At 52.7% G+C, this 25561-nt stretch carries 26 protein-coding genes; 12 read left to right on the top strand and 14 right to left on the bottom strand.

The features are described 5' to 3' along the window. Positions 1-12 precede the first annotated feature (12 nt). The 4 genes from HX448_RS06335 to HX448_RS06320 all read left to right on the top strand — a co-directional run bounded on the left by HX448_RS06335 (position 13) and on the right by HX448_RS06320 (position 4627). Positions 13-1209 (top strand): DUF7305 domain-containing protein, encoded by a 1197-nt coding sequence (locus tag HX448_RS06335; protein WP_102330097.1) that lies wholly within the window; start codon positions 13-15, stop codon positions 1207-1209. Positions 1210-1302: 93 nt separating this feature from the next. Further along, on the top strand, positions 1303-1899 hold the full coding sequence (locus tag HX448_RS06330) for a hypothetical protein (RefSeq protein ID WP_102330098.1): 597 nt from the start codon (positions 1303-1305) through the stop codon (positions 1897-1899). A 4-nt stretch (positions 1900-1903) separates the two neighbouring features. After that, the gene (pilM, locus tag HX448_RS06325) at positions 1904-3370 is read left to right on the top strand and encodes a type IV pilus biogenesis protein PilM (RefSeq protein WP_102330099.1); all 1467 of its coding nucleotides are present in this window, start codon (positions 1904-1906) and stop codon (positions 3368-3370) included. Between the two features lie 135 nt (positions 3371-3505). Beyond that, positions 3506-4627 (top strand): type IV pilus twitching motility protein PilT, encoded by a 1122-nt coding sequence (locus HX448_RS06320; RefSeq protein WP_102330539.1) that lies wholly within the window; start codon positions 3506-3508, stop codon positions 4625-4627. A gap of 240 nt (positions 4628-4867) precedes the next feature. On the opposite strand, the gene HX448_RS06315 is transcribed toward HX448_RS06320, so the two are convergent. The 3 genes from HX448_RS06315 to HX448_RS06305 all read right to left on the bottom strand — a co-directional run bounded on the left by HX448_RS06315 (position 4868) and on the right by HX448_RS06305 (position 6175). Then, positions 4868-5218 carry a type IV pilin protein gene (locus HX448_RS06315; protein WP_102330100.1) on the bottom strand — a complete coding sequence of 117 codons (351 nt, stop codon included), beginning with the start codon at positions 5216-5218 and terminating at the stop codon, positions 4868-4870. Positions 5219-5347: 129 nt separating this feature from the next. Continuing rightward, positions 5348-5671 (bottom strand): type IV pilin protein, encoded by a 324-nt coding sequence (locus HX448_RS06310; RefSeq protein WP_102330101.1) that lies wholly within the window; start codon positions 5669-5671, stop codon positions 5348-5350. 153 nt (positions 5672-5824) lie between these two features. Further along, on the bottom strand, positions 5825-6175 hold the full coding sequence (locus HX448_RS06305; RefSeq protein ID WP_102330102.1) for a type II secretion system protein: 351 nt from the start codon (positions 6173-6175) through the stop codon (positions 5825-5827). A gap of 2013 nt (positions 6176-8188) precedes the next feature. Between HX448_RS06305 and HX448_RS06300 the strand changes: the two genes are divergently transcribed. The 6 genes from HX448_RS06300 to HX448_RS06275 all read left to right on the top strand — a co-directional run bounded on the left by HX448_RS06300 (position 8189) and on the right by HX448_RS06275 (position 12954). After that, entirely contained in the window at positions 8189-8974 is a 786-nt protein-coding gene (locus HX448_RS06300) for a prepilin peptidase (RefSeq protein ID WP_102330103.1), read from the top strand. A gap of 127 nt (positions 8975-9101) precedes the next feature. Beyond that, the gene (locus tag HX448_RS06295; protein WP_102330104.1) at positions 9102-9695 is read left to right on the top strand and encodes a PAS domain-containing protein; all 594 of its coding nucleotides are present in this window, start codon (positions 9102-9104) and stop codon (positions 9693-9695) included. Between the two features lie 5 nt (positions 9696-9700). Beyond that, on the top strand, positions 9701-9901 hold the full coding sequence (locus tag HX448_RS10590) for a PAS domain S-box protein (protein ID WP_102330105.1): 201 nt from the start codon (positions 9701-9703) through the stop codon (positions 9899-9901). Continuing rightward, complete coding sequence (locus tag HX448_RS06285) at positions 9898-10869, top strand: PAS domain S-box protein (RefSeq protein ID WP_102330106.1); 972 nt, start codon at positions 9898-9900, stop codon at positions 10867-10869. The genes HX448_RS10590 and HX448_RS06285 overlap by 4 nt, the downstream gene beginning before the upstream one ends. Beyond that, a complete protein-coding gene (locus tag HX448_RS06280) occupies positions 10793-11746 on the top strand; it encodes a sensor histidine kinase (RefSeq protein WP_118401461.1) in 954 nt (317 codons plus the stop codon). The genes HX448_RS06285 and HX448_RS06280 overlap by 77 nt, the downstream gene beginning before the upstream one ends. 65 nt (positions 11747-11811) lie before the next feature. Beyond that, positions 11812-12954 carry a GuaB3 family IMP dehydrogenase-related protein gene (locus HX448_RS06275; protein ID WP_102330108.1) on the top strand — a complete coding sequence of 381 codons (1143 nt, stop codon included), beginning with the start codon at positions 11812-11814 and terminating at the stop codon, positions 12952-12954. Positions 12955-13083: 129 nt separating this feature from the next. Here the strand turns inward: HX448_RS06275 and HX448_RS06270 are convergent, their stop codons facing one another. From HX448_RS06270 to pdxS, 4 genes are all read right to left on the bottom strand, one after another. Continuing rightward, entirely contained in the window at positions 13084-13527 is a 444-nt protein-coding gene (locus HX448_RS06270; RefSeq protein WP_102330109.1) for a c-type cytochrome, read from the bottom strand. Between the two features lie 97 nt (positions 13528-13624). After that, the gene (gene purQ / locus HX448_RS06265) at positions 13625-14398 is read right to left on the bottom strand and encodes a phosphoribosylformylglycinamidine synthase I (RefSeq protein ID WP_190259849.1); all 774 of its coding nucleotides are present in this window, start codon (positions 14396-14398) and stop codon (positions 13625-13627) included. Beyond that, positions 14392-17238, bottom strand: a complete 2847-nt coding sequence (gene purL, locus HX448_RS06260) for a phosphoribosylformylglycinamidine synthase subunit PurL (RefSeq protein ID WP_102330110.1) — start codon at positions 17236-17238, stop codon at positions 14392-14394. Before purL ends, purQ begins: the two co-directional genes overlap by 7 nt. A gap of 74 nt (positions 17239-17312) precedes the next feature. After that, positions 17313-18206, bottom strand: a complete 894-nt coding sequence (gene pdxS / locus HX448_RS06255; RefSeq protein WP_102330111.1) for a pyridoxal 5'-phosphate synthase lyase subunit PdxS — start codon at positions 18204-18206, stop codon at positions 17313-17315. A 447-nt stretch (positions 18207-18653) separates the two neighbouring features. Here pdxS and HX448_RS06250 point away from each other — a divergent pair, with 447 nt between their 5' ends. Continuing rightward, on the top strand, positions 18654-19697 hold the full coding sequence (locus HX448_RS06250; protein ID WP_336470071.1) for a CDGSH iron-sulfur domain-containing protein: 1044 nt from the start codon (positions 18654-18656) through the stop codon (positions 19695-19697). A 47-nt stretch (positions 19698-19744) separates the two neighbouring features. Here the strand turns inward: HX448_RS06250 and frr are convergent, their stop codons facing one another. The 6 genes from frr to HX448_RS06220 form a co-directional block, all read right to left on the bottom strand. Then, entirely contained in the window at positions 19745-20305 is a 561-nt protein-coding gene (frr, locus tag HX448_RS06245; protein WP_102330112.1) for a ribosome recycling factor, read from the bottom strand. Further along, complete coding sequence (gene pyrH / locus HX448_RS06240; RefSeq protein ID WP_102330113.1) at positions 20302-21036, bottom strand: UMP kinase; 735 nt, start codon at positions 21034-21036, stop codon at positions 20302-20304. The genes frr and pyrH overlap by 4 nt, the downstream gene beginning before the upstream one ends. Before the next feature lie 110 nt (positions 21037-21146). Further along, positions 21147-21650 (bottom strand): translation elongation factor Ts, encoded by a 504-nt coding sequence (locus HX448_RS06235; protein ID WP_102330114.1) that lies wholly within the window; start codon positions 21648-21650, stop codon positions 21147-21149. 24 nt (positions 21651-21674) lie between these two features. Further along, positions 21675-22451 carry a 30S ribosomal protein S2 gene (gene rpsB / locus HX448_RS06230; RefSeq protein ID WP_102330115.1) on the bottom strand — a complete coding sequence of 259 codons (777 nt, stop codon included), beginning with the start codon at positions 22449-22451 and terminating at the stop codon, positions 21675-21677. 127 nt (positions 22452-22578) lie between these two features. Next, positions 22579-23061 carry a DUF4064 domain-containing protein gene (locus tag HX448_RS06225; RefSeq protein ID WP_102330116.1) on the bottom strand — a complete coding sequence of 161 codons (483 nt, stop codon included), beginning with the start codon at positions 23059-23061 and terminating at the stop codon, positions 22579-22581. 73 nt (positions 23062-23134) lie between these two features. Next, positions 23135-23884: a CPBP family intramembrane glutamic endopeptidase gene (locus HX448_RS06220; protein ID WP_162485840.1), complete on the bottom strand. Its 750-nt coding sequence runs from the start codon at positions 23882-23884 to the stop codon at positions 23135-23137. Positions 23885-24034: 150 nt separating this feature from the next. On the opposite strand from HX448_RS06220, the gene coaE reads away from it, so the two are divergent. Next, positions 24035-24628, top strand: a complete 594-nt coding sequence (gene coaE / locus HX448_RS06215) for a dephospho-CoA kinase (protein WP_102330118.1) — start codon at positions 24035-24037, stop codon at positions 24626-24628. Here coaE and HX448_RS06210 read toward each other — a convergent pair. After that, a complete protein-coding gene (locus HX448_RS06210) occupies positions 24618-25508 on the bottom strand; it encodes a complex I NDUFA9 subunit family protein (RefSeq protein ID WP_102330119.1) in 891 nt (296 codons plus the stop codon). The genes coaE and HX448_RS06210 overlap by 11 nt on opposite strands. Between the last annotated feature and the right edge of the window lie 53 nt (positions 25509-25561).

Here is a 25561-nt window from a genome sequence, read left to right as displayed (position 1 = left end):
GGAGGTAGAGCAATGAAAACCTATAATAAGTTGTTTAAACGGCAAGCAGGAATGGCGATGATTCTGGCTCTCGTTATGCTTGCCCTGGGGGGACTTATCCTGGGTCCTTTGCTCGGTCTAGTTGTGACCAGCCTTAATGTCGGCAAGCATACTGAGATCGCCGTTGAAGATTATTTTGCCGCCGACAGTGGCGTTGAAAAGGCGCTGTGGTATATCAACCAGGATCCATTGACCTTTACCGCTGATTACGGGCTTGATCTTTATGACTATATCCCCCAGCATCTCGATAGTCCGGCAACGAACATGACAGTAACCGATATGAACGGGAACAGCGTTGCTGTGACTATCAGCAAAACCCAGGAGTCCATGTATCGTGTTGAGGCTCTCGCCAGTTCCGGGGCTCGGGTTGTTTCCTACATTGCTGGTGGTGGACTGTATCTTTGGGATGGTGCGCTAGTATCCAGCAGTGATATTACGTTGAAAAAGGACACCTATATCAACGGTCCCGTGTATTGTATGGGAAATTTCGATTCCCAGGGCGCGTTGACGCATGTTGGCCCAACTTATGAATATCAGACTGGTTTGATCTTCCCGTCGGCATTGCAAAATGTAATTTTCGCTGCGCATTATGAAGCGTTGGCTCGTGCTGGGACCGTATACCCCGGCAGTCTAAAGATCACCGCATCAGGTTATTATGGTTCAATGTTCATAAACGGGGATTTTTCAACTAGTATGAATTTGACTAGTGTGTATTTTGGCCTGCCCGGTCCTGATGGGCTTCCCAGGACCGCCGATGATCTACCTGCCACTATTTATGTGACCGGATCCATCGACATTGGTAAAGATACCGTTTTTGAAGGTAATGCCAACTTTGTTGCGGTTGGTAATATCGGCTTTGAAAAAGTAGTGAATTTCGGTAAAAGTGAAAGCATCATATTTTCCATTAACGGATCGATAGACTTCAGGAAAGAAGCCGGAGAAGTTGGTGTTCCCATGGAAGCTTTCATATATGCCCCCAATGGCAACATCTCCTTTAAAAAGGATGCGACTGTACAGGGTAGCGTCGTGAGCGGACAGGGCATCGATGTACCGATGGACCTTGCGGCCGACAAGAACTTTTCGATAACTTATGATCCGGCTTACCGGGATATCATGGACTTGCCCGAGTTGACCCTTTCTTCTGTGCGTACTTGGACTATTAGCCATTAGAAAAGCAGGATCTGAATATCTTAAAAAATAAGGCATTTGTTATCTGAAAGCGGTTGATGAACTTAACAATGCCATTACGAATAAAGGAGTTAAATGAAAATTAGCAAGGCATTCATCTCTGTCCTATTCCTTGGGCTTATAGCCATTGGGGGAGTGCTCCTCTATACCATGTGGCAAAAGGAACTTGACAGGCAGGACACCCTTAATGCCAACCTGGATAGTACCTCGGCGCTACTTCCGCCGATCCAGGCTAACGTCACGAAAGCACAGGCTGATCTAGCGGCTGCTCAGGCTAAGGTTATTGCCGCTCAAGCTAACCTTCAAGCGTACAAGGCTAAGTTCCCCACCCCGCCTCCCATCGCGGCTATTCAATCTATTGATTATGGCGAAAAATTGTTCATCCTGGCGGCCAACAACACGCTGAACCTGACGGAGTTTCACGCCAGTGAGCCGGAATCAAAGACTATCGACAAGATCAAGTACCAAAAAACCACCATGGTCATTGTGGTCTCCGGTCCCATTGAACGGATCAACGACTTCGTCGGTAATCTTGAAACCGGCAGTGCCTATCTCACAGCCACCATAGATTCTGTGAACATAAAATTCTATACCGAATTTGATACTGAACTTAGCGCCGTGCCGCCCCCGGATGCCACTATCACAATCAGCCTGATGGCGTTGGAAGGATAAACTGATGGCAAAAACGCTTACCACCGTCTACATCGAAGACAATGAAATTGAACTCCTGGTCACCGCCGGCAAGCAGGTTGAGAAATGGGCTACCGCCCCCCTTGATTCCGGCATGGTCAATGAAGGCATTATTATGCAGGAGGACGCCGTAGCCGAACGCCTCAAGACACTAGCATCGGACAACGGGGTTTCCGGGCATCAGGTGGTGGCCGCCGTCTCCGGGCAGAACTCCATCTTCCGCCTGATCAACATCCCGGAAGTTCCCAAGAATATCCTCGATGATGCTGTCCATAGTGAAGCCGCCCGGGTTATTCCTGTCCCCCTGGACCAGGTCTATGTGTCGCGGCAGGAACTGCCGACGGGCGTAGCCCATGAGATGCGCTTTTTCCTGGCCGCTCATCCCAAGAATGCCACGGATTCCCTGATGCGCACCCTGACCAAAGCCGGTCTCAAAAGCAAGGTCCTTGACGTTGCCCCGCTGGCGCTGGTCCGTAACGTGAACCGATCGCGATGCGTCGTTGTCAATACCTGGCTTGCCACCATCGACATCATCGTCATGGTTGACCGGGTCCCGGAAGTCATCCGCAGCTTCTCACTTGGTTCTGAAAACCTGACCGAGACTGAACGTCTCAGCACCATGGCTGAAGAGATCTCCCGGACCGTTACCTTCTACAATTCCTCCCACACCGAGGACCCGCTTGGCGCCGACGTGGCTATCCTGGTCTCGGGTGAGATCGCGGAAGACAAAAACGGATGGCCGGCTCTGGGCGGTCCCGACGGTCGTACCGTTGAAGCCCTGACCACCGATTTTACGGCGCCCGAGGGCTTCGATGCCTCCCGGTTCGTCGTTAACCTGGGTATGGCTCAGCGGGATCTGCCTAACGAGTTTGGTTCGGTTATTAACCTGAACGCCATTCCGGCTATCTACCTGCCCCGTGGCGTCAACTGGTTCAATATCCTGGCTCCGGCGGTTGGCTTGCTCTTGATCGGCGCCTTGGTTTACGGTTGGACCATTGTGGATAAAGCCAAGAAGGACGCCGATGCAATACAGCCGCAGATAGACGCTGTTCAGCTTCAGATTACTCAGGCGCAGGCCAAGTTAGCCGGTTACAAACCCCAAATTGACGCCGCCAATGCCGCTGTTGCGCCTGTTCAAACTGAAGCGGCCGCTTATGCCTCGTTCTACACCGTTCTACAGAGCCAGCGTGAAATGGCTTCGGGCTACGTCCGCAGTGCCTGGTTGGAAAAGAGAAATATCGACGAAGTAAGATTGGACTCGATTAATTGGGATGGAGCTAGTGTAGTTATCGTCGGCACCGCCTATACACCTGATGAAAAAATTGTCTTTAATTATGCTACTTCCTTGCGTGATACTTACCGTTTCCAGAACGTTATTGTCACCTCGATCGTTAAGGAACTGACCACCGACACCATGGTCTATATCTACCACTTCACGTTGACCTGTGTGTAATAAATATTGTCATTGCGAGGACTGCCTCTGCGGCAGTTCGTGGCAATCGTCCGCGAATAGTGCAACGAAAGCAATTATGGGGTGGAATGGGCAACCTGTGAACTGTAAACTGTTGACTGTGAACTTCATAAAATGATTGACGTCTTCTCCCTCATCACCGAAGCCCGCGACCGCGGCGGTTCCGATCTCCACCTGGTGGTGGATTCGCCGCCCCTCGTCCGCGTCAAGGGCGCCCTGGACCCGCTGAAGTTGCCCGGGCTCTCTGTTGAGGACACCGCGGAAGCCCTTAACCAGCTCGCCTCGCCCTCCGACCGCGACATTTTCCACAGAGAACTCGAGCTTGATTTCGGCTTCACCATGCCCGGTGTCGGCCGCCTCCGCTGCAATGCCGCGCAACAGCGCGGCGCTATCAGCCTTGCCATCCGCCTCCTGCCTCCCGTCATCCCCACCATCGATGAACTGGAACTGCCCCAGATCTGCAAGGACCTTGTAACCAAACCCAGAGGTCTGGTCGTCGTCACCGGCCCCACCGGCAGCGGCAAGTCCACCACCCTGGCCGCCATGATCCAGCATTTGAATAACTCCGAGGCCAAGCACGTTATCACTATCGAAGATCCCATTGAGTACGTCTATCCCTCGATCAGGTGCGCCATCACCCAGCGTCAGTTGGGTACCGATACCAAATCCTTTGCCCACGCCTTGAAGCACGTCCTGCGTCAGAACCCGGATGTCATCCTGGTCGGCGAGATGCGTGACCTGGAGACCGCGGCGGCGGTTCTGACCATCGCCGAGACCGGTCACCTGGTGCTCTCCACCAGCCATGCCCCCAGCACCCACCAGGCCCTGGAACGCATCATCGACCTCTTCCCGCCCCATGAGCGTCACCTGGCCTATACCCGCCTTGCGTCACTGCTTGTGGGCGTTCTTTGCCAGGCTCTGGTGCCGAGGTATTGCGATGAAGGCAGGATTGCCGCGGTTGAGGTCATGCTGGCCAATACCGCTATGCGGAACCTGATACGGGAAGAAAAGCTCTACCAGTTGCCTAATGTGCTCCGCACCTGTCGGGAAGAAGGTATGATGTCACTCGATGATTCTTTGGTTGACTTATATAGAAACCAGAAGATCTCACGTGAAACAGTGTTTGATTATTGCGCCGACCAGGCTGAGGTGGAACGGTTGTTGGGTGGCCGGACAAAAGGTGTGGCGCCACGGCGAAAGCCTTCAACTGGCGGCGGCATGATCAGTTCGTTCCTTTAATACAATCTCCGTTCGTGGTGAGCCTGAGCCTGTGCTGAGTTAGCCGAAGCAAATCCATGAACGGATGGTTACCCCTCCAATACCCTTTCGTGGGAGCCTGAGCCTGCCCTGAGCTTTTTTCCTCCGTTCGTGGTGAGCTTGAGCCTGTGCTGAGTTTGCCGAAGCAAATCCTTGAACGGAGCGACAATTTCAATAAAAAAGAGCCCTCCGAAGGGGGCTCTTTTTTCAATGCTTATTGCATCAGGTAGGTTTTAACGGATTATCGTCTCCGGGAGTTAGCACACCGTCAGTAGTGATGATCCATTCAAATTCGGTGTCGTTATAAAGGTACTTGGCGGGATCGTCATCTGCAGCCCCGGCGTTTGCATAAACCTTGCCGCTGCTTGTGTAATCTGAAACAATGGCGCCTCCGCCTTGCTTCATCGCCACACCGACGGCCACGATGAGGTTATGTTCCTCTTCCAGCGCTGCGCTTCTATCCGCCTTCCCGATATAGCCCAGGACGTTTGGTATTGCAATGCCCGCCAATACAGCAAATATTGCTAGTACCACGAGAACTTCCATCAAGGTAAAACCGCGATGTTTTTTCATCAGATTATTCACTGATCCGAATCATAGATAGCTATTATTAGGATACTCAATTAGAAATCAGTGGGTCAAGACGTATTTATTGAGAATTTGTAGCGGTTTGTTGTCACGTTTCTACGGAAAATGGTTCGTTTAGGAGACTCTTCCGCCCTGCGTGATATTTCCAGCCGAATCTATTGTGTATTTGAATTCAGTATTCTGAACCATGAATTTGCCGACTCCTACACCTGCGATAATCTGGGCATCATCTATAGTCGGATCGACAGGTGGTTCTGATGCAAGAGCCGCCGCGGTTGCCGCCGCCACGTTGAGTAATTCCTGTTTAGCGGCAGCGTCATTTCCTGTTCCGATAAACTTTAATACATTAGGTACTGCTACCGCCGCGACAGTCCCGAGTATCGCTATTACTACCAAAAGTTCGATTAACGTAAAACCGTTTTTCCTTCTTAATTTCATAAGATTTACCCCTGTTATGGTCAATGATACTCAGATATGTTTCTTGAACAAGAGAATATTATATTCAATATTGCGAGTCAAGATTACTTTAGTTTGAAAAAAAGAACCTCCTGTGAGGGAGGTTCTTTTTACGGTTACGCTTTGACAAGATTATTAGGGTGCGACGTAAAGCGGATTCGTACTATCGGTCGGAGTTACCGCACCGTTCGCATCAATGGTCCAATTGTATTCCACATTGTTGATAAGATAGGCTGCGAAGAGCCCTTTATCGGTTGGAGTGATTGCATCGGCTGGACTGCCAGTGTTATCAACCATCCATGCAGCGACGGCTACCTGAACGTTGTGTTGCTCGGCCCTAGCAGCTTCCTCAGCACCGCTATCCATGAACTTGAGGATGTTCGGTACGGCGACGGCGGCGATGACGCCCAGGATGGCAATGACCACCAAAAGCTCAATCAGGGTAAAGCCTTTGCGGCCTTTGCGGAATTTCTGTAAGAACTTCATCTGTTTGTCACCACCTTTCCGTTCTAGTTTATTTTATTTACTCACTGAATTGTCGTTCAGTTAAGTACCTGAGGATTATATGTGGGCGGGTTGAATATAATCAATAGTATTTTAGTTTACCGTTTTTCTTCGATTTTCGATTTTTTAAGGTACTCCGGTACCTCTTCGGCGCCTTTTCGCCGGATCGCATGCCCGTGGTTCCAGCGATGTGTTGTGAGTATAAATGATGTGAAGGTGGAAAAGTATAGCGTTTACGATGAAAGTGACTGACATAACGTTGTGTTACGCGAGCACTTTGTTGTCATCAAAACCGCTACAACTAAAGTTAGAACTTTCCTCGCCCATCCCCACAATCCATCAATATTGTGTCTTTGCGAGGAGTTGCCAGTTGGCAAGTCCGTGGCAATCGTCAACGAATAGTACACCGATGCAATTGAGATCCAGAGGTCATTTATTCCTCGTCTCCCCACGGGGAGAGGGTTAGGGTGAGGGTAAGGAAATCTTTCCCCCATAAATGTCTTTGCGAGGATTGCCTTGAATGGCAATCCGTGGCAATCGTCCCCGAATAGTCCACCGTTGCAATTGGGATTTGGAGGTCGTTAGGGAGCGGGGGTACCACAATCCATTAATATTGTGTCTTTGCGAGAGAGGTAAGCCTTTATTCCACAGTTTGCGGTTCGGTGAACGGTTGCGACCTGTTGAAGATCGGCTTGTACTCGGGGAGTATCCTGGGATTGTTCTTTTGAAAGGGTTGCTCGTTCTCGGATAGCAGGTAATCAAGTCCGCACTGCGGGCATTTATTGTATTTTGGGACCCTTAGCGCCCATCCGCTTACCAGTTCGCCGCACCCTGGACACAACCCTCTCAACATACCCGGCCTCTCAGGGACTTGATAGTTACACTATAATTGACTTTTATTCCTCGACATATCCGAAAACACCCGTAATTCTCGGGTGAAATGTACCCGATTTTTCAGATCGGGTTACCTAGTGGCAAACCGGCAATGCGACTTAAAGTATTTCGAATAGGGTTAACCCTGGACGAGTGTGTCGATCAATTAGGGGCTAATAACTGTGCCGACACTGAAAAATATTGCACCAAAAACGACACGAAACGCTTGACAACCCTATCGAACCCATGTGCTATAATATCTAGCTTTCCTCGCCCCCGCGTGGGAGAGGAAATGAAGGAGAGGGAGTACCACCATCCACACCGATGCCACAAAAAACTCTGTCTTTGCGAGCCTTGCCTGGCGGCAAGGCGTGGCAATCGTCCTCGAATAGTACACCGATGCCTCGGGGAGGATCCGCCCATTACACCTCTTCCCCACGGGGAGAGGGTAGGGAGAGGGGGCACCTTCGCCCATGCTGTCATTCTGAACGAGCGAAGCATCGTGAAGAATCTCAATGCCCCGCAAATCGCTGAAAGCCCATTTGGAGTTTTGAGCTGGGATATTCTTTCGGATTTTTACCTCTTAGCACACTTGGACGACATAACAAAATACTCTACCAAAAACGACACGAAACGCTTGACACCTTCGAGGACACCGGTGCTATAATACCACAATGATAATAGCACATCTGTACAACCTATTTATCGCTCCCCCAGACTCATTTGCACCCGAAATATTCGTTTCATTCGTTTTCGCGAGTTACAGACCGAAGACTAAACGAGTATGACCGGGGATATGCATACCATCAAAGAATTAGGCTTTACGATGTTTTTAGGCGGGGGATCCCGGATAGAGGTTCCGACGAGCGGGGCTTGCGAGTCGGAACCTCTTTAAAAAAACCACCCCTTCCAGCGGCGAGCGACCGAGCCGGAGGGAAGGGGCAGGGATAGGTTCATTTTCATGTTTAGTTTTAAATGCAAAAAGAATTGTTCCAAACTAGAACCCGCTAAAACCCCAAATCTGAACGTAAAAATGGATTCGTTTCCTTCGATATATATCAAAGGGCTAAAACAAATAACAAAGTTTGACACCCATGCCCCAACCCGCCACAATATCCCGAAATGGAAATAGCCTACGCCGTCATCTTCGCCCTCTTCGGCGCCGTCATCGGCAGCTTCCTGAACGTTCTCTGCGACAGGCTGCCCCAGGAACAATCGGTGGTCGCGCCTCCTTCGCGATGCCCCGGCTGCGGCCGGCGTCTGACCCCGCTCGACATGATCCCCATCATCTCCTGGCTTGCCCTCCGCGGCCGATGCCGCACCTGCGGCGAGACCATCCCCCAGCGGGTATTCTGGGTAGAACTGGTCACCGCGCTGGCTTTCGCCGGGCTCTATCTCTATTTTGGCTTTACGCCGGACTTGCTACTGTCCCTGGCGTATTTCAGCCTACTACTTGTCATTTTCGTCATAGATTTCGAACAACAACTTGTTCTTCCGACCATCGTGATCGGTGGCATACTGATAGGTTTCGTCGCAAGCTTTTTTACGAGCGAGCTAACAATGGTTTCCTCCCTAGGCAGTGCCCTTATCGGTGGCCTGGTAGGGGCGGCGGTTTATTTCATGGTCAGGCTGGGGGCTAACGCCTATTATAAACAGGAAGCTATGGGGATCGGCGATATTTGGCTGGGCGCGTTGGCAGGAGTGATCACCGGTTGGCCGAATATCATTGCAGCGGTGCTGTTGTCCTGGATTTTGGGCGGGATTGTAGCGGTTATCCTGGTGGCGGCTAAAATTAAGAGAGGAAGGGAAGCGATCGCCTTCGGCCCCTTCCTCGCCCTGACCACCTTCATCACCTTCCTATGGGGCAACCAGATAATAGACTGGTATCTCGGGATCTTCACTCGATGAATTGACCAGACATAAGGTTGACAAAATACTCGTATTTAGGCATCATTACAATTATTAATTAACGCATCGGCCTGTCCGGTACCCGGTGCGTCCGCCCGCGCAATCCAACGACACTACACGGGGAACGATGACGGGAAACGGATACAGGTCTCATAAAACCCTGCTGGGAAACATCCTGCGCCTTGAGCGCATCGGCCGCGTCCTCGGCTTCGGCAGTTGGGAGATAGATCTCAAATCCCAAAAAGTCACCGCCTCCGATGCCGCCAAAGCCATCTACGGCCTTACTGGCGATACATGGTCCCTGTCCACCATCCAGGGCATTCCCCTGGAAGAGTACCGCCCTGCCCTCGACGAGGGATTAGCCAATCTCATTGAGCATGGGCAGACCTATGACGTCGAGTTCAAGATCCGCCGTCCCTCCGACGGCTCAGTTGCCAACGTCCAATCTGTCGCCGAATACGACGCTGCCTCGGGCAAGGTCTTCGGCGTCATCAAGGACGTCACCGAACAGAAGAAGGCGGAGAACGCCCTGCGTGACAGTGAACGCCGCTACCGCCTGATTACCGAGAATTCTACGGACGTCATCTGGACTTTGTCGCTGGACGGCAGGTTTACCTATGTCAGCCCCTCCGTTTATCAGTTGCGCGGCTACACCCCTGACGAGGTGTTGAGGCAATCGACAAAGGAGCGGTCTGCCCGGGTTCGCTTCAAGCTGTTGTAGATGGGATGAAACTGGCCGCCGCCGAGATCATGACCGGCGAAAAACAGGGTCGGGTTCCCCTTATCGATGTTGAACAACCACGCAAGGACGGCACGACGGTGTGGACGGGAGTCTCCGCCAGCCTCGTCTACGACGACGGGCGTCCCTCGCACATTCTCGGCGTCTCCCGCGATATCACTGCCCGAAGACAGATTGAGGAAGCTTGAAGGAGCGGGAAGGCAAGCTGGCCGCTATATTCGGCACCACACCGGTCGGCATCGCTGTCTCTGTCAACCGGGTCATCAGAGAAGTAAACGAAACTATGTGCCGTCTGTCCGGTTACACCCGGGATGAGATGGTCGGGCAGAGCACCCGCATCCTGTATGACACCGACGAAGCGTATGAGACTATGGGCGACAGAATCCAGGAGCAGTTGTCAGCCCGCGGGCAAATGACCGTTGAAATCAGCGCCCGGCGCAAGGACGGCAGCCATTTCCCGATCATGCTTTCGGTGACTCCCATGGATGCCTTGGACATCTCGAAAGGCATCGTCTTCACCGCTTTGGATATCTCGGAGTCCAAACGGGTCGAGGAGGTGTTGCGCCAATCGCTTTCGGAGTTGGCAGCTACGCTGGAATCGACCGCTGACGGCATTCTGGTGGTCGGCCACGGCGGCAAAGTACAGCGGTATTCAAGCCGTTTTGTGAAGATGTGGGGGATGTCCAAGGATATCCTCGCTAAAGGCAACGATCAGGATCTTATCGAATTTGCCCGCCAGCAACTCACCGACGGCGACGGTTTTGTCAAGAGAATTGAAGAGATCTTGACCCAACCGGAGCTTTCGAGTTCGGACGTTTTACTGCTTAAAGACGGGCGGGTATTCGAGCGTTATTCCCGGCCGCTGCGTCTCGAAAGGCGGATCGTCGGCAGGGTCTGGAGTTTCCGCGATGTTACGGAGCGCAAGCGAATGGAACTCCGCCTGGTGCGGTCGGCCGAGGAATGGCGGGCGACTTTCGATGCCATATCAACGCCCGTTTCGATCCAGGACCGCGATTTTAAGATCGTCCGGGTTAACAAGGCTTTCGCCGAAGGCCTTGAAAACTTCGCCGGAGAATCTTGTGGGCAAAACCTGCTACGAGGTTTCTCATGGTTCGACAGAACCGGTATCGGGTTGCCCCCATGTTCAAACGCTTAAAAAGGGAGTTCCGGCTGAAGTCGAGATCCACAACGCCGAGATGGGAACTTACACCATAGTATCGACATACCCGATGTTCAGCCCTTCGGGAGAAGTTGTTGCCAGCGTCCACATATCCCAAGATATAACCGAACGCAAGCGCATGCAGGAAAAACTTATGGTTACCGACCGGCTGGCATCCGTCGGCGAACTCGCGGCTGGCATCGCCCATGAGATCAACAACCCGCTCACCGGCGTGCTGGGTTTTTCGGAGCTGGTCCCGTCATCAGATATCCCCGTGGCGATACGTCAGGACGTAGAGACAATCCATTCAGAGGCACAGAGGGCGGTGGATGTGGTCAAAAACCTGCTGGTCTTTGCCCGCAGGCACAACCAGAGCCGCCAGGAGTTATCGGTGAACGAGGTGATCGACAAAGTCCTGGCGCTTCGGGCGTATGAGCAAAAGATCAATAATATTGTAGTTGTCACCGATTTTGCGGAGGACCTGCCAGCTATAACCGCCGACTACTTTCAATTACAGCAGGTGTTTCTGAACATCGTCATCAATGCCGAGTTTTTCATGTCCAGGGCTCACGGCAGAGGCAAGCTACTCATATCCATCCGGTTGGTTGAGGAAGCCTCAGCCATCCGAATAACTTTCGTTGATGACGTGCCAGGCATTGCAATCGATACTTTGCCCAGGCTGTTTGATCCATTCTTTACCACCAAGGATGTCGGGCAGGGTACGGGACTCGGGTTGTCGATCAGCCACGGGATCGTCCAGGCTCATGGCGGCAGGATCTGGGCGGAGTGTGAACCGGGCAAGGGCGCCGCTTTCTTTATCGAACTTCCATTGTCGACTCCGTCGTCTTCCGAGGTTCAATACGTAGTCAGGTAACCCCAAAATCCTTGACCCATCCGAAGCCTTTTTGTTATAGTTACTCTTCAAACAAGGAGGCTCTGATGACCCATCCCCAATTCAAAGAGCTCAGGCGCTCTTACGGTTTCGACGAAGTGGCAATCGTCCCCGGCGATGTCACCATCAATCCGGAGCAGACCGACATCGGTTTCTCCATCGGCGATGTCAATTTCAAAATTCCCATCATTGCAGCCGCGATGGATGCGGTCACCGATGTGAAAATGGCTATCAAGATGAGTCAACTGGGTGGCCTGGCCGTTCTTCACGGTGAAGGAATTCAGGCTCGTTATCACGATGCCGAAGCCGTGCTGGCAGAAATCGCGGTCACACCTCAGACAGAAGTCACGGCTCTGTTGCAGAAAATTTATACCGAACCTATTAAAGACGATCTTGTAGCCGAGAGGGTCAAAGCTATCAAAGCCGCCGGTGGGACCGCCGCCGTAGCAATGATGCCTGCCAACGCCAAAAGATTGGCTCCGGTGGTCGCGGAAGCTGGCGCCGACATCGTTGTTGTTGCATCAACTGTCACCACTGCCCGCCACGTTTCCAAAAGCTATCGCGGACTCATCTTTTCCGAGCTTTGTTCTTCGCTGCGGGTTCCGGTTATGGTCGGCAATTGCGTTAGCTATTCGGCGACCCTCGAACTGATGAGGCAAGGCGTTGCTGCTGTCCTCGTCGGAGTGGGACCAGGCGCTGCCTGCACCTCCCGCGAGGTTCTCGGCTTGGGTGTTCCCCAGATTACCGCAACGATGGATTGCGCTGCCGCTCGAGAAACTTACCTGGCCGAAACTGGCCGTTACGTTTCGATCATTACCGACGGAGGCTTCAAGAAGGGTGGCGATTTCTGTAAGGCAATTGCTGCCGGTGCCGACGCTGCCATGTTTGGTTCCATCATTGCCCAGGCAAAAGAGGCTCCGGGCCATGGTTATCATTGGGGTATGAGCCATCCTCACCCGTCATTGCCGCGTGGTACCCGGATTAAGGTGGGTACCACGGTTGGACTCGAGCAAATTCTGTTTGGTCCTACCTCGGTGGTAGACGGGAGCCAGAACTTCGTGGGCGCTCTTAGGACTGTGATGGGCGTCTGCGGCGCCGCCACCATCCGCGAAATGCAGCGCGCTGAAATGGTGATTGCTCCGGCTATCACTACAGAAGGCAAGAGTTACCAGCTTTCCAAATGCGTTTAAGGTTATCCAGTACGTATGAAGAGGGGCGGAAGCCCCTCTTTTTGTTATATCGCACTATGCCTGAAGATGTCATAAGGTTGAACAAAAGGGGGAGAGCAACGCTCTCCCCCTTTTCAAACGCAACCAGGATCAGGGAGTTTTAAGGAAAGATGCAACTGCCGTACGTTGATCCGCGGTAAGCGAAGAACCAGTCTGGTGGGTCGCTGTAAACGTGGCTAATTGCGCTTCTGTCCGAGTGACGACCCCCGGAGAAGTTGGAAGAACCGGGGGATACAGAACGATGCCGCCCGATGCGAGACCTTTGCGGTCAGCCCCGTGGCATGATGCACAACTGGCGGTATAGACCTGAGCACCGAGGCTGGAGGTCGTGGTCGGAGGGGCGGTAGTTGTGGTTGGAGGTACGGTTGTGGTGGTAGGAGGAGCCGTAGTCGTGGTCGGCGGATTTGACGTGGTCGGCGGATGAGAGGTGGTCGTTGAGGGGGTACCGCCTCCACATGCCATCAAACTAAGGGATGCCAGCAGTACCGTAACGACCAGAACAAACTGAATTAGTAACTTGCGTTTCCGAGGCATTTATCAATCCTTTCTTTTTTTGTGTATCGGGTATAAATACTTTATCACAGGATATTCGAAACTAAAACTCTAGGTAGCTTCCCGTTGGCTTTGCAAATTAAATTCCCTTGGCGGCAGCAACCCCATTTTCAAAAAGTCTAAGGCCTTGTCCTGGTTCGTCAATGTGCCGGCGAGTCCACTGGGGATGTTGAGAAGCATGGACGAACCGTTCGGGATGAGGCATCAGGGCGAACACTCTTCCGGTATCATCGGTGAGACCAGCAATATTGTTCATCGACCCGTTAGGATTGGCGGGATACGTCGAGGTCGGCTGCCATTTGCTGTTGGCGTAATAGAAAACCGGTCTGAGGCGGGACAGCATTTCCGGCGCGGCTATGAGTTTGCCCTCGCCATGGGCTACCGGCGCCTCCAATCGTTCAATGTCTTTTGTCCAGACACAATCCGATGCAGGTTCGGCCACCAATTTGATCCATCGGCACTCGAATTTGCCAGAGTCGTTGTTGGTCAAGGTAACATGGGGCAGAGCAGGATCGGGGGGACCCGGAAGTATTCCTGTTTTGATCAGAGCTTGAAATCCATTACAGACTCCGAGAATGAGGCTGCCTCGGTCGATAAATACCTTCAGATCGTCGAAAATACGCAGGCGCATTTCATTGGCCTGCACTTTTCCGGCGCCCAGGTCGTCGCCATAAGAGAATCCTCCAGGCAAGGCAAGAATTTGATAATCCGAGAGTTTTTGTGACCCCGATATCAGTTCATTGATGTGAGTCAATCTCGCGATGCCTCCGGCAAGTTCAAAAGCAAACGCCAGTTCACGATCGGCATTTGTTCCGGGGGCACGGAGGACCATGACACGGACGTTTCTCACCATTTGAGTGGCCTTTGCCAGGCTTCCTTCGACGTTTCGATGGATTGATCGATAACTATGCCGCCGCCCAAACCTTCAATCATCAGGTTTTCCGCTCCTGTAACCTCACCGATGATGTTAAGCCGTGTTGAGCCCATAATCATCTCGAAATCGCGCTGATGATCCGGCGAGATTTCAACTATGAAACGTGAGTTAGATTCGGAAAACAGAAGGTAGTCATCCCGGTGCAAACTTCCGTCCTGGGGCATTCTTGAAAGGTTAACCCGCGCGCCGAGCCCTCCGGCGAAGGCCATCTCCGCTAGAGCTACACCGAAGCCTCCTTCCGAGAGGTCATGGCACGAACGGACAAGCCCCTTTTCAATAGCCGCAGCCAGCCGGTCATAGAGCGACTTCGAAGTTGCGGTGTCGACACCCGGGGCATTGTTGCCGATAAATCCCTTGGAAGCGAAATAGGCCGAACCGCCTAGTTCGGTTTTCGTCTCACCAACAACATAAATGATGTCGCCGGCTTTCTTAAGGTCCATGGTGACGGCTTTTTCGGCGTCGGGCATAATGCCGAATGCGGATATTAACAGCGTGTGAGGGATGGATACGATTTTTTCGCCCACGCGGAATTGATTGTTAAGAGAATCTTTGCCGGAAATAAAGGGCGTCCCGTAGGCTAATGAAAGATCGGCACAGGCCTGCGCCGCTTTAATAAGAGCGCCGAGAGACTGTTCCTCGGTCGCTGAACCCCAACAGAAATTATCCAGTAACGCCAGTTGATCGAGTGAACCCCCAGCGGCGATCACGTTCCGGATTGCTTCATCGATCGCTGAAGATGCCATTTTATAGGCGTCGATGTCGGAATAGGCCGGATTGATGCCGCATCCGACGATGACACCTCGTTTGGAGCCAAGAACAGGACGCACGATAGAAGCGTCACCCGGCCCATCGCTCTTTGCGCCGACCAGAGGTTTAAGGACGCTTGCGCCTTGTACCTCATGATCGTATTGACGTATTACCCATTCCTTCGAGCAAGTATTCCAGCGGCCAAGCAATTTCAATAGATCGTCATCAAGACGCGACGGGCAGGGAAAAGTAGGCTCGGGGTTGCCGGATGTTTTATAAGATGCCTTCAGCTTGAGTTGGGGACGGCCGCCGTGGAGGAACTCCATACTAAGATCACAGACGAGGTGATCTTTATAATACAAGGTCAGTTTCTTATCACCGGTGAACTCGCCGATCGCTGTAGCCTCGACTCCCTCGCCACGGCATATCTCTAGTAAGCGTTTCAGATTTTCGGGCGGGACGGCGAGGACCATGCGTTCCTGGGATTCGGAGATCCAGATCTCCGAATAGGAAAGCCCGGAATATTTCAGAGGCACCCTGTCAAGAAATACTCTGGCTCCAGTGTTTTCACCCATCTCGCCAACTGCCGAGGAGAGCCCGCCGCCACCAACGTCAGTGATGCGGACGAACAGTTTTTCTTCACGGGCCTGCAAGACCGCCTCGGTCATCCGTTTTTCGACAATGGGATTGCCGATTTGAACAGAGGAAAAAGATTGTTCAGTAGATTTATCAGACAGGGCTTCCGACGAGAAGGTGACGCCGTGGATACCGTCGCGGCCGGTCCGGCCTCCCATAAGGACGATCAAATCGCCCGGAGACTGCTCGCCGGGTTTGGCCGCCCAAGCAGGCATGATGCCGGCGGTGCCGCAATAAACCAGCGGATTACCGGTGTACCTCGGGTCGAACAGAATGCCGCCGTTTATGGTAGGGACGCCGATGCGATTACCGTAGTCCGCAACGCCAGCCCGGACTCCTTTGAAAACGCGCTTTGGATGCAAAGCTCCGGGCGGGAGGTCAGAATATTTCATATCGGGCTCACCGAAGCAGAAAACGTCGGTGTTGAATATCGGCCGGGCTGACAGCCCTGTTCCCAGGACATCGCGGATTACGCCACCCAATCCCGTGGCCGCTCCGCCGTAGGGCTCAACCGCCGAGGGGTGATTGTGAGTCTCAACCTTGAAGCAGACCGCGTTCTCGCCATCGAAATCGATCACGCCCGAATTGTCCACGAAAACGGAGAGACACCAGGGTTTATCTAGCAGTTTTGTCGCCCGGGCAATGGTAGATTTGAGCAGATTGTCGATAGTCTGCCCTTCGAACTCGAATTTGGCCTTAAAGGTTTTGTGAACGCAGTGCTCGCTCCAGGATTGGGCTAAAGTCTCCAACTCGACATCAATCGGTTTTCGGCCCAGGTTGTCATAATATTTGGCTACGGCTCTAATCTCATCGGGAGAAAGGCAGAAAATTTTGCCGAGATCGCATAAACCGACATCACCGGAGGGTAGGTCTATTTCACGCAGCTTGAAATGGTATTTCGGATTTTCGCCGAAAACGATCGAATCGGGGGTTACGGCATGTTGAACTATGGGGTTTAATAGGCGTTGGTGGGTGATGACCTTAAGTGTTTCGTCGTTGAAACGACCGCCCAGGATGTACAGACGACCGGTGCGTGCTGCTTCCAACGCGATTCCGAGGTCCGCGGCGGCTTTAAGTATGGTTTCTTCAATTGGGTCGGTGACTCCGGGATTATGGGCGACCAGAACCGACCGGAATGATGTGGTCAGTTCAGTTGGCTCGTTCACACGGAAGATCTCAGTGACCGGATCGGTCAGAGCTTCACGGGCAAGTTTTTCAATGGCTGGACGATCGATTTCGCCTTTAAACCAATAGACCTCAATGACCCGAGCTGAAGTCGGTCCGGTAAGGTTCAGGTCCGTAATGTCTTTAAGTAGAGCCGCACCCCGGCGGTCGGTAACTCCGGCGGCGGGCATTACGTCAATGCGGTAAATCAAGGTGGCCTTATTATATCCAAAAACAGGCGAGGGGGCTAATCATAAGCCCCCTCGCCTGTTTAAAACAATTTAATTTACCAGCCCCTTTTGGCCAGAAGTTTATCAGGGGAAAGCTGACCGATCTCGATGCCGGGCATGGCTTCTCCCAAGGCTTCCGAGACTTCGGCGATTACCACCGGGTCCTGGTAGTGAGTAGTAGCTTTGACGATGGCATGCGCGCGGCGGGCCGGGTCGGAACTCTTGAAGATGCCGGAACCGACAAACACGCCTTCTGCGCCGAGTTGCATCATGAGCGCAGCGTCAGCCGGAGTAGCGATACCGCCAGCGGCAAAGTTCACCACGGGTAATTTGCCGGTGTTGTGCAAAGCAAGAACCTGTTCGAACGGGGCGTTCAGTTCCTTGGCGATAGCCATAAGCTCTTCTACGGGAGCTGCGACAACGCGACGGATGCCGTCCTGAACGGCGCGCATGTGACGCACCGCTTCCACGACGTTCCCGGTCCCAGCCTCACCCTTGGTCCGGATCATGGCGGCACCTTCACCAATGCGTCTTAACGCTTCCCCTAGATCACGGCAGCCGCAGACAAATGGCACTTTAAAGTCCTGCTTCCAAACGTGGAAGGCTTCATCAGCCGGGGTCAATACCTCCGACTCGTCTATGAAGTCCACGCCCATAGCTTCCAGGACCCTGGCTTCCACAAAATGTCCGATGCGACACTTCGCCATGACCGGAATAGTGACCGCCTTCATTATAGCTTTGATGACCGTAGGATCGGCCATGCGGGCTACCCCACCTTCGGCGCGGATATCGGACGGTACGCGTTCCAGAGCCATGACAGCGCAAGCGCCGGCGTCCTCGGCGATCCTAGCTTGGTCGGGCGTTGTGACGTCCATGATCACTCCACCCTTGAGCATCTGGGCCAGGCCGCTTTTGACTTTAAACGTTCCTACGATGACTTCCTGTTCCATAGATTCGGTAGACCCCTTTATCAGACGATGAACTTTAATTTTACAACCTCGGTGCCTGGGATAGCAATCGAAACGTTTGTACGGTAGGCGATTTGTTTTGTTTTCTTGAAAATGATGCATTTTCCGGAAACGACTACCCTTTTTACGATTGGATCACCGAGGTACAATCGGGGAGTAGTTGTTTCGTGAGATTTATGAACAAACCCGAGGAAATAATACCAATAATACCAATATCAAATAACTACCAATATTCAATATTCACCACCCCCGATGGCAGCCGGGGGTGAATTGTTTGAGCGCCAAAAATGCGATTTGGGGAAACGACGGCGAATTTTACGATTGGGTTTTGGGGCGTCAATCGTGGCGTCGTTTGGCTCGGTCAATTCATTCAATTCTTTCAATTCGTTCAAATATGAGTTCAAAGTTTACAGTTAACAGTTCACAATAGTGATAGGGGCTGGCGAGCGGCCGCTCGCCGCTACCGCGTCATCTGCAGTCCTCCTCCGGGTCTCTCTGAATCCCGATTCAATCGGGATGAAGAATCCTGGTGCAGATCTCCCAGTGAATGCATCATTTCAGGCAAAACCGGGATTCTTCCCCTTCGCTTCGTTCGAGGGTCAGAATGACAATGAAGTTGATGCGGGCGAAGAGACTGCTATTATAGCACAGAGGTTCGATAGGGTTGTCAAGCGTTTCGTGTCGTTTTTGATGGAATATTTTACGACAAAATACCGAAGACTGGATCCAGAGCCGTGTTATAATGTGTTTTTTAAAAGGATGGATAACGTGATTGCCGGACAAGGATCGGACGAAAAAGAATATAGAATCAAGATAACCCGCAACGGACCTTATATCGTAACGGGTGGGGTGCCGCTGTCCGAACAGATAATATGCCAGGATTCGGAGGGCCATAGCCACGGATGGCGCGAGGGAAAGGTATTCGATGTCCCCAACACATACACCCTGTGCCGGTGCGGCAAGTCAAAGAATAAGCCTTTCTGCGATGGTTCTCACTTCCGCTCGGATTTCGACGGTACCGAAACCGCCAACCGCGCGACTTTTTCCGCGCAATCAGTCGAGGTCGTAGGTCCGGGGTTGACTTTATCTGAAGTGCCGGTTCTATGCGCCGAGGCGCGTTTCTGCCAGAGGGCTGGAGATACCTGGTCCCTGGTAAAAAGGTCAGACGACCAGGAATGCCGGAGGATCGCCATCGAAGAAGCAGGAGAGTGTCCTTCAGGCAGGATCGTTTTGAAAGATAAGAACGGCAATATCATTGAACCCGAATTGCCGCCGTCGATCGGCCTTGTCGAGGACGAGCCCGCAGGATTTTCCGGCCCTATCTGGGTGCGAGGCGGCATTCCGACCGAATCTGCAGACGGTTTTGAATATGAACAACGCAACAGGGTGACCCTATGCCGCTGCGGCCATTCCAAAAATAAACCTTTTTGCGATGGAAGCCATCTCGAGATAAAGTTCAAATCAAGCGAATAAAAAAGGGGAGCCAATCGGCTCCCCTTACCTTTAGATGTTGATACACATCACCCGCTAAGGAGTTCCAACTCCTTGTCTTTGCCCAATTTTTCCGCCTTGGCGGTGTAAGCATCGGTCACTTTTTGAAGTTGGTCCTGGGAGCGCTTGCTTTCGTCCTGCGACAGTTCTTTGTCCTTTTCAAGCTTCTTGATCTGCTCGAGGGCATCCCGGCGCAGGTTGCGGATGGCCACTTTATCTTCCTCGACGCGCTTGTGGACCATTTTGGTAAGTTCGAGCCTGCGTTCCTGCGACAAGGGAGGAATGACGAGGCGGATGACCTGCCCGTCGCTGGAAGGAGTCAGACCCAGGTCGGACTTCATCAAGGCTTTTTCGACCTGGCTCACCATGGACCGGTCCCATGGTTGGATCAATATCTGACGGGCATCAGGTACCGAGACATTTGCCAGGTGATGGATCGGTGTCGGTGTTCCGGCATAGTCCACCCTGACGTGCTCGATTATCGCGGCTGAGGCGCGCCCAGTGCGGATGGCTCCTAACTCACGATGTAATACATCTATCGAGGTGGACATTTTTCTTTCGATCTGCTGCATGATTTCACTTACGGTCATTGGGTTACCCCTTCGCTTGAAATTAGCGTACCGACGGCTTCTCCGGCGACGGCCCGTTCGAGGTTGCCGGGAGTAGTCATATCGAAGACAATGATGGGGAGCTTATTCTCAAGACATAAAGACAGCGCTGTGGAGTCCATCACCGCCAGCCTCTTGGACAGAGCTTCGATGTGGGAGAGACGATCGAATTTCACCGCATCTTTATGTTTCAATGGATCGGCGGAATATACGCCGTCGACCCTGTTTTTGGCCATCAGCAGAACCTGCGCCTCAATCTCAATTGCACGGAGGGCGGCAGCCGTATCCGTGGTCATGTAGGGATTGCCGGTACCCCCGGCAAAAATTACGACGCGGCTTTTTTCCATGTGACGGATAGCGCGGCGGTAAATGAATGGTTCGGCGACCTGCTGGACCGTGATGGCCGACTGGGTGCGGGTTGTAACACCCTCTTTCTCCAGACTGTCTTGAAGCGCCAGAGCGTTGATGACAGTAGCGAGCATACCGGCATAGTCGGCAGTCACCCTATCGATACCATGCCGGGCAACGGTAGCTCCCCGCCAGATGTTCCCGGCGCCAACTACTATCGCCACCTGGACGCCTGTCTGGGTTAGAGTTTTGATCTGGCGAGCGATGCCGCGGACGATGGGGATATCGATGACACTGTTGCCGTCGCCGGCAAAAGCCTCGCCTGAGAGCTTGAGGAGAACCCGACGGTATTTAAGGTCGGTCAATTTTGTCGGCTCCCATTCTACCAACAGGCTTTTTAGGCCTGGCTATTACCTTAACAATCGCGGCGCCGTCATCCCAAATGGACACGCGCGCCGCGAGAGATATCAAGAAATTAACCCCCCAATTCGAACCGGACAAACCTCTTCAGGCGGATGTTTTCACCGGTGCGGGCGATGCCCTCGGTGATCAAATCTTTTATGGTTTTAGATGGGTCCTTGATGAAGGGTTGCAGCATCAGGCATGCGCTGTTAGCTTCAACCTCGCAACCCTCGGGCCGATCGGCTTCGTTGACGTAGATCGGGCACATCGCCGCGACTTGCATGGCAACATCATGAGCCAGCTTCTTGAACTCATCAGTCCGCGCCACAAAGTCGGTTTCACAGTTGAGTTCGATTAACGACCCCACGCGTCCGCCAGTGTGAACGTAACCTTCGACCAACCCCTGGCCGGTAACTCTCTCTGCTTTTTTGGCGGCTTTCAAATAGCCCTTAGCCTGAAGCGCCTCGAATGCCTTGTCTACATCACCCTGGGATTCAACCAGGGCATTGCGGCATTCCATGACGCCTGCGCCGCATTTTTCGCGCAGTTCTTTGACTTGTTCAGCTGATATCTGCAATTTTCTAACCTCTAAATAATTCCGTTAGACGTCCATTTCGGCGTCAGCGGCCTGTTTCTCAGCCAGCTCGGCTTCCGCTGGAGCGGCGGTTACCTGCTCAACCTCGACCTTGGAAAGGCCTTCCCGCGCGGCGATGGCGACGTCGGCAACCTTACCGACGACGAGCTTGATGGCACGCATGGCATCATCATTCGAGGGGATCGGGTAATCGATGCCTTCGGGACTGCAGTTGGTGTCGACCATGGCCACGATCGGGATGCCCATACGCTGGGCTTCGGCCAATGCGATCTTTTCTTTGGTCGGGTCAACAATGAAAATGACGTCCGGCAGGGCAGTCATTTCCTTGAAACCACCCATCATCTTGTTCAGGCGAGCCATTTCATCGGTAAGAGTCTGCTGCTCCTTTTTGGGTAGACGGGCCAACTCGCCGCGGGTTTGCTGATCTTCAAGCCTGACCAGGTAATCAATCCGGTTCTGGATGGCAGCGAAGTTGGTCAGGATACCGCCGATCCATCGCTGATTGATATAGTACAAGCCGCCCCGTTTAGCCTCTTCGGCGACGATTTCCTGAGCCTGCTTTTTGGTGCCGACGACAAGGATTTTGCCGCCCTCGGAAACGACTTTATCAATGAACTCAAGCGCCTTGTCCAGCATCACGACGGTCTTTTCGAGATCGATGATATGAATATCATTGCGCTTGGTGAAGATGTATTTCTTCATCTTGGGGTGCCATCGGCTGGTCTGATGACCGAAATGCGCCCCGGACTCCAGTAATTCCTTAATTGTGGTTGTGGTCGGCAAGTGATCTCCTCCTAAATTTAGGCACGCGTATTTAGCCAAGTGGTAAGTATAACACAGCAGTATATCATAACGCTATAAGCCGGGCAACGGAGTGCAAGCTGTCCCGGCCTCGAACCGTGCCGTCAAGTCAAGCCTGTGGGCTTTGCGGCGACGGAGGGGGAACGTTCCCGGGTGGTTCGGGTGAGGTCGTTTGAGTAATCTGCTTTTCCTGCGCTGTAAGGTTCGTTACCGCCCTTGGTTCGAACTCCGATTTCGCCAAAGCCATGAAAACGAGCGCCGGTATGGCGGTCAAGGGGAAGAGGAACAAACCGACAATCGAACCCGCCAAGCCCAAGCCCCATGCCCGGCGTTTCAAGGCGTATACTCCGGCGATGATAACAAATATGGCCAGCAATATTCCCATGACGGCCAAGAATGAGAACACCCCGGTCACAAAATCGGCCGCCGCTTTGATTTCGGCCGGTGTAAGATTGGTATTTGTTTGCAAGTCCGGGTCCGTCATCGCCGTATGTATCAAGGGGATAAAAGCCAATAATGCCAACGAACCCAACACCCCAACACCCCCGGTTATAATGGTCAATATTCCTGCGGGTTGCGATTTGTTTCCCATTTCAAATCCCTCCCTGATGTCAATCTTATGAAACTAGAATATGTTAGGTCGAGCTTGGAAGTTAGTCAATTGGCTAGGTCAAAAAACTCAACCGTATCATCGAAATAAGGTTCCATGTCGCATGCATTGCCAACGGGGCATATAAAGAACCGGTCTTAAGCCGGACGGTAGCCAGGACGATGCCCAACACGATTATTACTCCACGATCAAACACCCCATACTGCGCGTGCAATAGCCCCCACCAGATTGCCGGCAGGATTATGGCCAGGGCGGGCCCCAAACGTGTACGTAAAAAACCCTGGAACATAAAACCGCGGAACATGACCTCTTCAAATAACGGTGCCACGAGTACCACCGCAAACCAGGCAAATACCGGCCAAACGCCCTCATAGATCGGACCGGGTTGCGGGTTATTCGGCAAATTGCGAAAAGAATCGATAAAAATACTGACGGCAACCAAACCCAGCGTCAAGAAAACAAGTTTGACGACGGTTTTTACAGGAATCGGGTTTAATGCCAAGTATTCCTTTATGCTCGCGCCGTGCCTCGCAAGAACCAACCCTCCGATCACGGCGAGCGACACCGCGTCCGAAACGATAACGGAGGTCACAATAACCGCGTTGAACTGCGTACCGATACTGTTGAAAACATATTCGGTCCAATTGAAATTCGGGTTTGAGATAAGGTTGAAATCAACGACCGCCAGGACAGCCAGGAGCCCTGCGATCCCGTTAACCACCCCGACTATGGCGCTGAAACCTAGAGTCGGCCAAAATCCCCAGAAGCGAACCATTGCGGGTGACGGGGCCGAAGTTCGGTCCATTGGGGATGTGGCTATTTTCAGAGGTTCCAAAGGTCCATTTTGTTCGAACATCGATTCAGAATATCCTGCAGAGCCAAGCGTGTCAATCGGTTGAAAGTACTTCAGATTCCTTGACTTTAGAATTTTTCCTGATTAGACTCATACCTTATTATGATTGTTATCGGTCTCACCGGCGGTATCGGCAGCGGGAAGAGTACGGTCGGTGCGATGCTGAAAGAGCTCGGCGCGGCGTTTATCGACGCCGATAAAGTCGGCCACCGGTTGCTCCGGGAAGACCACGATATTAAATGGGCAATCGTCTCCGCGTTCGGTGAACGAATCCTAGATGAAAACGATACAATCGACCGGAAAAAATTAGCGGGGATAGTTTTTTGTGACCCGTCGGCCCTTTCCCGGCTCAATGCCATCACCCATCCCGCCATCAGCCAGGCGGTTTCAGAGGAAGTAGCCGAATTCAGGTCTCAAAAATTCAGAGCGGTTGTGGTCGAGGCGGCGCTGCTGGTGGAGGCCGGTTGGGCAGAGCAAGCCGATGTAATTTGGCTCACCGTTGCTCCCCCGGCTGTTATCCTTCGCAGACTAGTTGAGAAAATGGGTTATTCCGAAGCTGACGCACGTGCCCGGATCGCCTGCCAGGTGTCAAACGACGAACGGAAGCGTCACGCCACGGCGGTGATCGATACCAATACTTCAATCGAAGAATTGAGAGCCAGGGTCAAGACCTTGTGGCAAGAACTCAACGTTTGAGTTTAAGGTAACCCAAGCCTTCTCTCAAGGGCATGGGTTTAAACCCGAACTCTTTCTCAACCGAATCAGGGGCGGTGATGTTGGGGATCTCCATTGATTTGAATTCGACTATGGTTATCGGCGGGTTCCTCAACAGGGCATCCATGACAGCTACGCCCGGCCGCATCAGCCATCGAGGGACGTGGACCTTCGTCCGCTTCTCACCAAGCGCTTTCAGGACTTCATCTATCACCTTCTCGTAGGTCATGATCTCAGGACCGCCGATTTCGATGCTCCTACCGCTTTTTTCACCATTCACCAGCTTCATAACGCAACTAACCACATCGCCGACCCAGATTGGCTGCAATCGGCTTTTCCCGTCCCCCGCTATCGGGACGATAAAAGGCGCGAGGTGAACGGACCTCACCAGTGAGGCCACGAAACCGGCGCCCTCGCCGAACATCACAGACGGCTGGAGGATCGAGAAATCCAGCCCGCTGTTTTTAACCTCTTCCATGCCAAGCCATTTGGAATTAAGGTACTTGTATCCTGGGTCCGGAGTGGCACCAAGTGCTCCCATGTGAATGAAGCGTTTGACACCGCAATCCCTGGCCGCCTCTACCATGTTGCGGGTGCCGGCGACGTTGATCTGTTCGAAAGTAGCATTCCGAGGTTCCCGGATGACCGCCACGAGATGGATCACGGTATCAACACCTTTACAGGCCGTTTGTAAAGCGCCGGGATCAGTGACATTCCCGAAGGCAAGCTCGGCTCCAGGAGCATTTATTCTTGCCCCTTCTGTCTCGTTGGCAACAAGGCAACGTAAAGGCTCCCCGGTTTTCCTGAGTTGTGGGATCAAGTGACTGGCCACAAAGCCGCTGGCTCCGGTTATAAGGATCATTGCCGCCCTCCTTGACTTGATATTCAAGAATAGCACGGTTCTGACCGTTTGTT

The sequence above is a fragment of the Dehalogenimonas etheniformans genome, assembly GCF_014672715.2.
GTDB classification, from domain to species: Bacteria; Chloroflexota; Dehalococcoidia; order Dehalococcoidales; family Dehalococcoidaceae; genus Dehalogenimonas; species Dehalogenimonas etheniformans.
Note: the sequence above shows the minus strand (reverse complement) of the source record. Positions and strands in the feature narration are given on the sequence as shown.